The sequence below is a fragment of the Prosthecobacter debontii genome (assembly GCF_900167535.1).
Lineage (GTDB): Bacteria > Verrucomicrobiota > Verrucomicrobiia > Verrucomicrobiales > Verrucomicrobiaceae > Prosthecobacter > Prosthecobacter debontii.
The window spans coordinates 61,641-73,730 of the sequence record NZ_FUYE01000021.1 but is presented as its reverse complement, the minus strand read 5'-3'; the positions used below and the strand labels follow the sequence as shown (position 1 = coordinate 73,730).

At 57.6% G+C, this 12,090-nt stretch carries 10 protein-coding genes and 1 pseudogene; 5 read left to right on the top strand and 6 right to left on the bottom strand.

The features are described 5' to 3' along the window. Positions 1-11: 11 nt before the first annotated feature. From B5D61_RS22440 to B5D61_RS22430, 3 genes are all read left to right on the top strand, one after another. The gene (locus tag B5D61_RS22440) at positions 12-1,274 is read left to right on the top strand and encodes a CNNM domain-containing protein (protein ID WP_078815684.1); all 1,263 of its coding nucleotides are present in this window, start codon (positions 12-14) and stop codon (positions 1,272-1,274) included. Between the two features lie 8 nt (positions 1,275-1,282). Then, a complete protein-coding gene (locus B5D61_RS22435; RefSeq protein WP_176159620.1) occupies positions 1,283-2,206 on the top strand; it encodes a CNNM domain-containing protein in 924 nt (307 codons plus the stop codon). A 160-nt stretch (positions 2,207-2,366) separates the two neighbouring features. Continuing rightward, positions 2,367-3,491 (top strand): Gfo/Idh/MocA family protein, encoded by a 1,125-nt coding sequence (locus B5D61_RS22430; protein WP_078815682.1) that lies wholly within the window; start codon positions 2,367-2,369, stop codon positions 3,489-3,491. Between the two features lie 535 nt (positions 3,492-4,026). Here B5D61_RS22430 and B5D61_RS22425 read toward each other — a convergent pair. The 5 genes from B5D61_RS22425 to B5D61_RS22410 form a co-directional block, all read right to left on the bottom strand. Continuing rightward, positions 4,027-5,400: a glycoside hydrolase family 140 protein gene (locus tag B5D61_RS22425; RefSeq protein ID WP_078815681.1), complete on the bottom strand. Its 1,374-nt coding sequence runs from the start codon at positions 5,398-5,400 to the stop codon at positions 4,027-4,029. Positions 5,401-5,461: 61 nt separating this feature from the next. Then, on the bottom strand, positions 5,462-5,704 hold the full coding sequence (locus B5D61_RS25890; protein ID WP_139373432.1) for a hypothetical protein: 243 nt from the start codon (positions 5,702-5,704) through the stop codon (positions 5,462-5,464). Beyond that, the gene (locus tag B5D61_RS22420; protein WP_139373431.1) at positions 5,701-6,438 is read right to left on the bottom strand and encodes a hypothetical protein; all 738 of its coding nucleotides are present in this window, start codon (positions 6,436-6,438) and stop codon (positions 5,701-5,703) included. The genes B5D61_RS25890 and B5D61_RS22420 overlap by 4 nt, the downstream gene beginning before the upstream one ends. Next, positions 6,435-6,851 carry a biopolymer transporter ExbD gene (locus tag B5D61_RS22415; RefSeq protein ID WP_078815679.1) on the bottom strand — a complete coding sequence of 139 codons (417 nt, stop codon included), beginning with the start codon at positions 6,849-6,851 and terminating at the stop codon, positions 6,435-6,437. Before B5D61_RS22415 ends, B5D61_RS22420 begins: the two co-directional genes overlap by 4 nt. Positions 6,852-6,884: 33 nt before the next feature. Then, positions 6,885-7,583: a MotA/TolQ/ExbB proton channel family protein gene (locus B5D61_RS22410; RefSeq protein WP_078815678.1), complete on the bottom strand. Its 699-nt coding sequence runs from the start codon at positions 7,581-7,583 to the stop codon at positions 6,885-6,887. A 165-nt stretch (positions 7,584-7,748) separates the two neighbouring features. On the opposite strand from B5D61_RS22410, the gene B5D61_RS22405 reads away from it, so the two are divergent. Together B5D61_RS22405 and B5D61_RS22400 are read left to right on the top strand one after the other, a co-directional pair. Further along, positions 7,749-8,399 carry a phosphoribosylanthranilate isomerase gene (locus B5D61_RS22405; RefSeq protein ID WP_078815677.1) on the top strand — a complete coding sequence of 217 codons (651 nt, stop codon included), beginning with the start codon at positions 7,749-7,751 and terminating at the stop codon, positions 8,397-8,399. An 84-nt stretch (positions 8,400-8,483) separates the two neighbouring features. Further along, a complete protein-coding gene (locus tag B5D61_RS22400; protein ID WP_078815676.1) occupies positions 8,484-11,198 on the top strand; it encodes a zinc-dependent metalloprotease in 2,715 nt (904 codons plus the stop codon). Between the two features lie 586 nt (positions 11,199-11,784). Here B5D61_RS22400 and B5D61_RS26480 read toward each other — a convergent pair. After that, positions 11,785-12,090, bottom strand: a pseudogene (locus tag B5D61_RS26480) (PucR family transcriptional regulator ligand-binding domain-containing protein); the annotation flags it as partial.

The window sequence follows — 12,090 nt, the reverse complement described above, 5'->3', positions numbered from 1 at the left end:
CTTTTTCAGCCGTGTCTTTTATCTTCTCAGTCATCGCCTATTTGGCATTGCTCTCTCTACTGGCGATCATTTCCGCCACTGAGACGGCCATCCATATGGCGCGTGATCTCGAGCTTCAGGCGGATAGAGCACGTGAAGGCGTGGCACGGAAGCTGCGTAGGATTGTAGCGAATCCCTTCGTCCAGTTGCACCGCACCCTGTTACTCTCGGCCACGCTTAACCTCGCTCTCGCAGCGCTCGGTTTGCATTTGGTATCAGGCCCGATGGTCACCTTCGGTTGGAATCCCTGGATCGCCGCCAGCCTCCTCTTCATCGGCACGGTGCTCATTGGGGACATGATGCCAAAGTTTTTGGCAGCGCGTTCACCCTCTGCCGTCTTGTTGGGCAGCCTGCGCATGCTCAATCCTCTGCGGAGTGTCCTGGATCCCATCTCGACTCTGGCGGATCGCTCGACCGAAGCCCTGATCAGGCGCATCGTGCCTCAACGCGTGAAAACGCGTCTTCCCATCACCTTAGATGAGTTTGAAACTCTGGTGGAAATGCGTGAGGAGCAAGGACTGCTCGACTCTGCGGAGGCCTCGATGATTCGTGAAGCTCTGGAGATCGAACGCCTTACCGTGCGTGACTGCATGGTGCCACGTGTCGATCTCACACTCATGAGCGCCTTTGAGAAGCCGGAGAAAAATGCCGCCGTTCTCGAACAATCTGCGGAGCGCTACGTCGTGGTGTATGGTGAAAACCCCGATGTGGTGGAAGGCATCATCGATACGGTGGCGTGGCGGCTGGCTGGGCGTCCGGCCTGGGCCAACATGCTGAGGCCTGTCGCCTTCGTTCCTGAAACGATGCCCGTTCTTGATGTCTTGGATGAGCACCTGCAAAGCTCTCCTCAGCCCGTTCTCATCGTGGATGAATACGGCGGCTTGGAAGGCATGATCGGTCAGGATGAAATCGCCGACTGGCTCCTCTATGAAGCCGCTCCCTGGCAGGGAGAAGGCGCTGAGATTCGTGATTTAGGAAATGGCCGTTATTTGTTGGAAGGCGGTACCCGCCTGGACGACGTGGCTGAGGAACTTCAAATCGCCCTGCCCGCCAGCGGTGGCCTCGATACCATCGGCGGACTGGTTTTCAATTTGCTCGGTCATCAACCCAAGCCAGGAGAACGAGTGCACCTGGATGAAGCGGATCTCAAAGTGCGCCGTGTTGTGCGTGCGCGTATCCTCCAGGTGGAGTTACGCCTGAAAAAACCCACCTTGGTGGAGGCACTGGAATCATGACTTGGTTCATGCTGTTGATCATTGCTCTGAGCCTCTCCTTCGCTCTATCAGGCTTGGAGAGCGCCGTCATCTCCGTCAGCCGTGTGCGTGTGCGCCACGCCGCAGGAGCCGGAGACCGCCGAGCCGCCCGTCTGCTACCACTCGTGGAAGATCGGGATGCGCTCCTGGGGGCTATCACCGTCACCAATCATGTCACCAACCTGGCGGCCTTTCTCATCATCGCCTGGAAGCTGGTCCGCATCTCCGGACCGTGGGGTTATTTCATCGCGTTTCTCCTAGCTCTTCCCATCTTCTTGTTAGGCCTGGAAGTACTACCCAAGAAACTCTTTCGTCGTTACCCTTTCCGCAGTCTGCGCACCCTGACGCCGCTCGTCCTCTGTGTGGGCTTAGCACGCCCCCTGTTCCGCAGTCTGGCTGCCACGCCCACGGAAGCCACCAGTGTTCCAGATGAAGCCCTGGGGCGAGATGATCTCTATCATCAGGCCGATGTCTTGAGCAAGCAGGGTCAGCTCAGTTCCGGGGCCGCTCGTTTGATCAAACGCACCTTGGAATACCGTCGGCTGCGCACAGGAGCCGTCATGCGTCCACTCACCCGCAGTGTCGCTCTCTCCGGCGATCTGCCGCTGAAGACCGCTTTCATCATGGCTCGCGAGCACGGTGCCACTACCCTGCCGGTGATCGGTGACCAAGGGCAATTTGTCGGAGTGCTGGACCTCGCCGCCCTCCCACCTCACCCACCACCGGACCGCCTCGTGCGCCATCACATGCGCACCCTGGATGCTGTGCACCTGCAAGATAGCGCCCTCCAGACGCTTCAACGCATGCGTAAACGAGCACGCACCCTGGTGCTGGTCTTAAACGATCAGAACGAACCTGTGGGCTTGGCGAGCGAGGAAGATCTGCTCCATCATTTGATGGGCGCTCAAGACTGACCGCCGCCTCAGGAACTTCCTCCCAAGGCCATCCGGTAGACAAGGCTTATTGTTAACTAGAGATGATCTGACGATTCGATCTGTGTCCGATTGACCCTAAAAATTGTCCTTTAACGTCCGGCATGGCCTCCGTTATAAGCGGGTCGATTTCCATCACTCCATGCCACCCAAGAAATTAAACATCGCCGTCGTCGGCCTCGGATTCGGGGCGGAGTTCATCCCCATCTGGCAGCGCCATCCCCATACCACTTGTTATGCCATTTGTCAGCGTGACCCGAAAAAGCTGAAGACCATCGGTGATGCCTTCGACATCGATGTCCGTTACGCAGACTATCAGGAGTTACTCAAGGACCCGAAGATCGATGCTGTGCACATCAACTCCCCCATCCCTGACCATGGCTGGATGTCAATCGAAGCCTTGAAAGCTGGCAAACATGTCGCCTGCACCGTCCCCATGGCGACCTCCATTGAGGACTGCAAAAAAATCTGTGAGCTCGTCAAAAAAACGGGGCTCAAATACATGATGATGGAGACCGTGGTGTATGCCCGTGAATTCCTTTTCATGAAGGAGCAGTATGAGAAAGGCAAGCTCGGCAAGCTACAGTTCCTGCAATCCAGCCATCAGCAGGATATGGATGGCTGGCCCAACTACTGGCCGGGTCTGCCTCCCATGTGGTATGCCACCCACTGTGTTGGCCCCGTGGCAGCGCTTGCTGGCACCCCCGCAGAATACGTGAGCTGCTTTGGATCAGGCACCATCCGCCCGGAATTGATCAAGCACTATGGCTCCCCGTTTGCCGTAGAAACGGCTCATGTGAAATTCAAGGACAGCGATCTCAGCGCGCGTGTCATTCGCAGCTTGTTCGATACGGCCCGTCAATATCGTGAGAGCATCGATGTTTATGGTGATAAAGCCACCATCGAATGGCCTCTCATCGAGCATGAACCTCTGGTCATGCACACGGCCAAACTACCCGAGCACAAGATCCCGAAATTGGTGAAGGCCCCAGATTACGCCAAGCGCCTGCCCAAGAGCATTCGCGACTTCACGACCCAAGGTGTTTACGATCTCTCCAAGAAGACTCACCTCAGCTTCACACAGGGAAGTGGTCATGGCGGTAGCCATCCCCATCTCGCCCACGAATTTGCCATGGCCCTGGTCGAAGATCGTGCACCCTTCCCGAACGCCAAGCAATCCGCCAACTGGACCTGTGTGGGCCTCTGCGCCCATGAGTCCGCCATGGCGGGGGGGAAGATAGTCAAACTACCTGCCTTCACCCTTTAATACCAAAGTGAAATTTAAAGTGGTAAAACATTTCAGCCCACTCCTCACCCCACGAATGTGAGGCGTTATTTCGTTAGGCGGGTATCAGAGGGCCTTGCGGTCCAAAGGACCGCCGGATTCAGCCCAGGGCGAAGCGAAGCAAGCCCTGGGTGCGTGGGAAGAGACCGACATCTCAAAGGTCGCGGCCTGAAGGGTCGCGGGAGAGGGAACGAGAGGCGAAAACATGCCACCCGTTCCCGCGCTCCTTCAGAGCGCGACGAGGGTTGATCAACCGTGTTCGGCGAACCCAGGCCTTGCGGCCTGGGCTGAATCCTGCGGCCCTTCTGGCCGCGCTGATGTTTGATATCCACATGAAATGAGAGGGTAGAAACAGGACTCTCACGCCTCCTCACCTCACCTTTTGCGCCGCGAAACAGCTGGAGTGAGGAGCGGACTCGGTCTTGCCCTCCACTTTGACTCATGATTTCATCAGGTTGGTATAAGGCTTCCACAATCTGGGGCTTCACTCCAAGCCCCAGATCCAAAGCTGTCTCGATCAAGGCTTCTTCTTGATGACCAGCACCCAATCTTGAACCGATTGCTCGTCCGGCTCTGATAAAGGTTTGATGACAAGCAGATCGCCTGATTCAATCCTAGTTAGGCCCGAGGGTTCCCCGGTTGCTGCAGAGTAAGCTTGGAAGTCCACTTCGGAGCCAGGAATCTTCAACCGACTCAACTGCAGGGAAATGGCGTTGTTGGGATAAGCGGGCACATAAACCACCGCCAATGAGCCATCCACGGCCACCGTAGCCATGGGTTTGTTGCCAGGCTTAAGAGCTTCGCCTTCGAGCATGATCAAGGCGTCATCACGACGCAGCTTCGTCCAGTCCAAAGTCTCGATAAACTTCTTCATGACGCCCATCTGACGTGCCCCAGGTAGATCCATCGCTTCAGGCCAGGGAGTCCTAGCATCCGTCTGCTGCTTCCGTTTGGTCAAATCGTGAAACTGCCAGATGCTATGCGTGCCATAGACATGGCCACAGGCCCCGCTGAGAACACTCCACCAAGCGACCCGACGCACATCGTAGTCATCAAACCAAATCGTGGCTTTGCCATCCTTCATGAGGCTGCGGACGGGATGATCTTCATAGCAGGGCTCACCATCCAACGTGGGTTTCAAAGCGGGTAAGGCGAGATTCTTCGCGTTCTTGTCATAGTTGGCAGTCGCCTGCTTCCCATGGCCGCTCTGAAACATGTGAAAGTCTAACCAAGATTCATCGGGCCAGTAATCTGAAGAGTTGCTCCCGCCTTTCGGATGGTAGGAGATCAAGTGCTTGCCACCATCCCCCCGTTTCAGACCAGCCGCCATGGCTCGAATGATGGCCTCATGTGCCTCATTCTCGACCGGACGATCTCCGCCGAGCACCCAGATGATGGGTTTGTCTTGATATCGTTTCGCCAACCACTCGCAGTAAACCTCCGCATTAGCCGGAGTAAAAATCTCAGGCCCCTTTCCCCACTTCTGATTCCACTTATCTCCCCATGTTGGGAGTAGCGCGGTATAAAGCCCCAATTCAGCCGCTTGGTTCACGACCCAATCCACATGTTTAAAATAGGCATCTCGGGGGTGTGCGGGATCATTGTTTTCCAAAGGCATCTCCCCGTAGGCATTCGGCTGATCAAATTCGAACTCAGCCAAGGCCACAGCGAAGATCGTGTTAAAACCTTTATCGGCACGATTTTTCAAATACAGCTGGGTCTCCTCGCGGGTGAGACGATGAAACAATTCCCAAGCCGTATCCCCTAACAAAAAGAAAGGTTGACCTTCCACTGTTTCGAGATGCCGGCGATCTGCCGCCACGCGTAGATCTGGCAAAGTAGCTCCGGCTGACAGGGTGAGCAGGAATAACCCAGCGATGATTCGATTCATCACGCCCTCATATCAGAAGAGTGAGCACTTTGACCAGCGATAGTTCAGCTACGATCGCGATTCAAATCGGAGGCAACCCACCTCGCTCGTTTCGGCTACCGCAGGAGGGACATACGGTTATAGCAGGGGATTTTTTTTGAATGGCATAGGTGCATCCGCAAATTCGACAGAGCACGGCGATACGGCGGCGTTTGGTCTCGCGCCGTTGTTCATGCCAAAAGGTATAGAACCACAGGCTACAGATGGTGGTGACACCGATAAGCATCACCAGCATCACGAGGGGAGCGAGGCCGATACCGATCATGGTTTCCCCCCTTTCTCCTTCACCCACTCAAAGCTGACCTGCCCCCACTGCAACTCGGTCTGAGCAGCCGGAGCGAAACGCATCTGGGTCACGGCCGCATGCAGTTGCTGATGGATTTCCAAATCCTCCGCGACATTCAACGGCAGCGCCATCAACACCTGGCCGAGCGGCCCTACGGCGACTTGGAAACGCGGACGCGTGGCATCGACAAGAGGCACGCCTGAAATCACTCGCCCCAACGGAGCACGAGTCTTGAGTTCACCATCCACCACCGCCTGCAATCGGCTCATTACGTTCGGCGCACTCTCCCGAGAAGGCGGCTCAGGGAGAGGCGGCAGCACATCCACCTCCAGCGCGAACGGGCGGGAATGATTGCTGGCCGCCAAGTCCGAAGGAAGCGGCCGAAGCTTCAGCTCACGACGCGCATAGCTGGGCACAAAATCAGGAGTCTTCAGGCCTTTGACGGGAGCCGTCGCCGCCACCTCAGTGGGAATGATGCCAAAACTGCGATCCATCGCCTGATGAATCAAGGCGCGTTCTGCGGGCACATTAGGATTGAGGAGGACGACTCTTTGGGGCCGCACATCCACCGGACGCGACTCTGGGGTCACCACCCGAAAAATGATAAACATTCCCACAAAGGCAGCCACCGTCACGATCATAGCCAATCCCATCCGAATAAAGCTCCGGTCTTGCGCCTGCCAGTCGAAGGTCAGTAGGGAGCCAGGCTTCATGGGGCCAGAGGAGGCGGTGATGGGGTCGTCGAGATAGCGGCTTCGTAACCTAGTTCCTGAGCCAGGTTGATCACTTCCACCACTCGCCCGCTGGGAGCCTGCCGGTCGTGATGAATGATCACGCGCCGCTCACCAGAGCGACCTTCCACCAGTTTCTGGGTCAGTTCATCCAACGAAACCCGCCTGCCATCAAAGTACATGGGCACCTCATTTCCTGGAGCCAGTGTGATGATGTGAGCCCGGTCAAAACCTGTCAGACGGCTGGAGGAGCGGGGTTTTTCCACCGTAATGCCTGACTGAATGACGAAACCACTGCTGAATAGGAAATACACCAGCAGCAGCAGAATAGCATTCAGCAGCGGCGTGATATAGAGCCAGGGACTTTGCCTCGGCAGATGGCTTTCAAGCTTCATCAGGCAGGATGATGGACCTATCCGTGGTCGGCTTCAAGCACGCTGGCCGCGAGAACGTCCTTTCGATGGGGCCGATCCACTCTCATCCATGGCGGCCTGACGGAATTCGACGATGTTGTCGGTCATCTTCGCATCCTCGATCAAGTTCACGATCTCCACCCCAGCACGTTCCAGATCATGCATGATGGAACGGGACCGTGCCGTGAGGAAGGCATAGCAGAGATAAGCAGGGATAGCCACCACCAGACCCAAAGCTGAGGTGATGAGACTTTGATAGACCCCATGAGCCACTTCCGCAGGCGTAGTCACGCCATTGGCGGAGGAAAGATTGGTAAAGCTGTCCAGCAGACCAATCATCGTCCCCAGCAAGCCTACCAAAGGTCCCACATGGGCGATGGCATTCAAAATGCCCAGGTAGCGCTCCAGGCGGGGCACTTCGAGTTGGCCCGCTTCTTGCACAATTTCTTTCAGTTGCTCACGCGGAGCGTGATGCCGCAGCAAAGCCGCATGGATCACGCGCCCCGCAGGCACACGGGTGGCCAGAGCTTCCTGGAGGGCTTCTGCAAAATTGCGCTTCCGAATCAGAGCCGCCAATCCGGCTAAAAACTCCCCAATATTCATGCTCACCCGATGATAATAAGCGAGCCTCTCTAAGAAAATGGCAATGGAGAATCCCATGCAGGCCATCAATAGCCACACCAGAGGTCCTCCTTTTGAAATCAGTTCAGTCATGTCGATGCGTAGGTGTCAGTGCTGACACTGGGGTCGCGCAAAATGCACTTCTCCCTGAATATCAGCATCTTTTATGCCGCTTGAATGAGATTGTAAACCTGAGAATGGTAAACAGGTTCTTTACATTGGAAAGTTCTTTACCGCGTTCTTCCGCTCCCTTGTCGCATGTTTCCTGACTCCGCCATCTCCCCAGCCGTTAAAATCTGTGGTCTTACGCAAGAACAGCAAGCCCGAGATATCATTGCCCTCGGGGCAGATGCTTTGGGGATCAATTTTTGGCCCAAGTCCAAACGTTATCTCCCCGTCGAGCAAGCCGCCACTTGGTTGCCTGCCGTGAAAGACCTCACCACCCTCGTCGCAGTGATGGTGAATCCCGAGCCCGCTCTCCTGGACACCTTGCTGAAGGAGAATCTCGTCCACATCTTGCAACTCCACGGCGATGAGTCCCCTGCAGAGGTGCAGTTCCTGATGGACGCCGGTGCCCAGGTTATCAAAGCCCTGCAGGTTCGAGACGAGCATTCCCTGGACCAAATCGGCGATTACGCCTGTGAAACCATCCTCTTGGATGCCTACAACCCCGGCCTCTACGGCGGAGCGGGAGAGACCTTCCCCTGGGAGCTCGCCGTGCTGGCCCAGCAACGCTTCCCCCAGAAGAAAATCATCCTCTCTGGGGGACTCACACCGGGAAATGTGCATGAGGCCGTCCGGCGCACCCATCCAGTCGCAGTGGATGTCGCCAGCGGAGTGGAGTCCTTTCCCGGGATCAAAGATCTCGTCTTGGTGGAAGAGTTCATTCTCCAGGCCAAGCAGGGCTGATCTGCAAGAAGGAAGAATGAATCAGAACTTCCTTTAAACAGGACCCAAGAGAAACGCAGGCTGCTGCGTTTCTCCAGAACCACCATGCGTCTGCTCCTGACCTCCCTCGTCTGTTTGACCAGTCTGCTCCTCGCAGCCGATCCCAAGCCAGCCCCTTCCCCCGAGCCGAAACCGACGCCTCAGCCGCAGCCGCCTCCCTCAGGTCCCACCCCACCGGTGCCCAATCCACCTAAGCCGGACCCAGTCCCCGCACCCAAACCTGAGCCGACCAAGGCACCCGAGCCTGAGAAGGTGCCTGACAAGAAGGCCGATGAGCCTGCCAAGACCGCGACCACCACACCGGCGAAAAAGAAGACCGTCGCTGAAGTGATCAAGGGCCATCGGCAGATTCGAGGACTCTTCGATTTCTTCCAAGACCCCGAAAAAGGCACCGTGCACCTCTTCATCCGCAAGGATCAGATCGGACCTGAATACATCCATTTCAGCCAGACCGTGGATGGCGTGGTTCAAGCCGGACACAACCGCGGTCAATATGGTCAGGAACGCATCTTTAAGTTAGGCCGGAACTTTGATCGCATCGAGTTCATCGGCATCAACACCGCGTTTTACTTCGACCCGCAAAACGCGCTCTCCCGCGCCTCCAGCGCCAACACCACGAATGCTATCCTCGCCAACGAAGCCATCGTGGCGGAAGACAGCAATGGCTACCTCATCTCCGCCAGCAGCCTCTTTCTCAAGGAAACACTGCTCATGGTGAAATATCCCGGTGGCCCTGAGGGCAGCAAGGCCGTGCTAGGCAAGCTCTCCGACACCAAGACCAAGATCCAAGACCTCCACAGCTATCCCGACAACGCCTCCATCGTGGTCGAGTATGTGTATGAAAACGCCACCCCCACCTGGGCCAATGACGACAAGATCAAAGCCGATGAAGTCACCGACCCGCGCTACATCAGCATCCGTGTTCAGCATCACCTGATCCGCCTGCCTAACAATGACTTCAAACCACGCTTCGATGATCCCCGCATCGGTTATTTCTCCACCCAAGTGACCGACATGACCAGCATCGAACCGACCCCGTATCGGGATGTTATTCATCGCTGGAACTTGGTCAAACAAAAGCCCGGCACCAAGCTCAGTGAACCCGTGCAGCCCATCGTCTTTTGGATCGAAAACACCACTCCCCTGGAGTTGCGCGACCTGATCCGCCAAGCCACCCTCAAATGGAACGAAGCCTTTGAAACCGCCGGCTTCAAAGACGCCCTCGTCGTCAAACAGCAACCCGACAACGCCACCTGGGATGCAGGCGATATCAACTACAACGTGCTCCGCTGGACCTCTTCGCCCAATCCCCCCTTCGGTGGTTATGGCCCCAGCTTTGTCAATCCGCGCACCGGCCAGATCCTCGGTGCGGATATCATGCTGGAGTTCAGCTTCCTAACCAATCGCCTGCGCAGCCAGTCCCTATTTGGAGAGCTCGGGCTCGCTTCCAAGGAAGACGACACCAGCCTCTCCCTCCCCGGCAAAGATCCGCAGCTGTGCTTCGATGCCAAGTTTGCTCAGCAGGGCCTGCTCTTCGGCAACACCTCATTGCGTTTGCGCGCCGCCTCTGACGTCGAGATGAAGGAACTGACCCGTCAAGCATTGACCAAACTCATCCTCCATGAAGTCGGCCACACCCTCGGCCTCAACCACAACTTCCGCGCCAGTCAGCTCTACGATCCCGTCACCATCCATCAGAAGGAGATCACCTCCAAGACCGGCCTCACCGGATCTGTGATGGATTACATGCCCGCCAACATCGCCCCCACGGGCGTGCCTCAAGGTGAATACTACATCACCAAACCCGGCCCCTATGATCATTGGGCCATTGAATATGGTTATAGCGAGTCTCTGGAGGACCCCCTTGAGGAACAGAAGCGCCTGCAAAAGATCGCTGCGCGGTCGCATCAGCCCGAGCTCGCTTTTGCCAACGATGCCGACGACATGCGCCGCGCCGGTAAGGGCATCGATCCCCGCGCCATGATTTATGACATGAGTTCCGACCCCGTCACCTACGGCATCCAGCGTTGTGAACTCGTGCGGGAGAAACTGAGCACCCTCCTCACCAAACAACCCCGCCCGAACGAGAGCTGGCACAACCTCACCCAGGCCTATGTCACCCTTACCCGTGAATCAGCCGATGCTCTCGTCTCCATGTCACGCTACATCGGGGGCGTGTATGTCGAGCGCGGCTTCGTGGGCCAAGCCCCACAGGTGAAACCATACACACCCGTCGATAAAGCCCGCCAGGAAGCCGCCCTCGCCGCCCTAACCAAATATGCCTTCGCCCCCGATGCCTGGGTGCTCCCTGCCGATCTGGTGGCCCATCTCCAGCAGCAGCGGCGTGGCTTTGATTTCTTCAAGGAAGACGAGGCCCCGAAGATCCACGACCGCATCGCCCAACTCCAAAAGTCCCTGCTGGATCAGCTCACTCATGTGGAAACCCAAAAGCGCATTCTCGATACCGCCCTCTATGGTAACGAAGTGCCTCTGGGCCAAGTCATGAGCAGCCTCACTCAGGCCATCTTCGAGGGCGACCCCGCCACCGGCCCCGGCAGCCTGCGTCAGGATCTCCAGAGCGAGTATGTGGATCGCCTGCTGCGCATCGTGAACAGCAGCAGCTACCTTCCCGCCGCCCAGGCCACCGCCTTTGGCCAGATCGAGACCATCCGCGCGAAGCTCGATGCCGCCCCCCTCCAAGCCACCCCCACTCACGCCGCTTTCCTGAAGTATAAGATCAAGCGTGGGCTGGACGAGTAAAGTCGGTTCGACTCCTCCCCTCATGGAGCGCACGCGTCTCGCGTGCCGTCGGCGGCGTCCCGCCGCGATCCGTTCTCACGCCCGATTTCTGACTTCCCCAGGGCATCTTCCTCCCGCAAACCACCTCCGAGAACGGTGCTCCGCGAGGACGCGGCCCACGGCACGCGACAGCCCCAAGTAGCGCAGCTGGGCCCCAGCTGCAGGATCCAGAAACGCCACCGATTCCCGCACCTTCCCTCCCCCGAGCGGTCAGAGCCTGACCGCGCTACTTGGGCCGCTTACGCTCCAGTGGCCGCGCGAAGCGTCCGGAGTGCGGTGGCAAAGAGGCAAGAGCAACACTTGCCTCGACGACACCGCTCGTGTCGGAGCGAGCCTATCCGCCCCCGACCCCTCCGTCTCCAGAGCCCGCTCCATCCGCTTACCAAGACCTCCCCGCCCGAGGCTGCCGCTAGAGCCCACGCGAGCGGTGTCGCCGAAGCCGGAGCACCGGCTTCTCTGCCACCGCACTCCAGGACGCTGCCGCGCCCACGCAGACCTCCCCCGGCATGAAACGCCCCCTCCCGCGATGGCCTCGATCCTGCCGTCCTCAAGAGGGCAAAATGCCCTCACTCCTTGAGTTCCCCCCCGCCTCATCTGCTGCTTTCCGCAGTTTCTCCGGAATCTCCTCCTCCGTCCGCCCCATCTCCCGCAACAGAGCGACATAGTTCCTTATCGCAGCCTCCCAATGTGGATGCGGATGCCCCGTGCTGGCAAAGAACTTCAAAAAGATCACCACCATCCGCCGCATCAGCGGCTCCGCCTCCCCCAGTTGGTTCGTCGCCTGCAGCAACAAAGCCAGATTATTGAGGTCACGGGCCACCTCTGGATGATCCGCCCCGTAGCTGCTTTCATC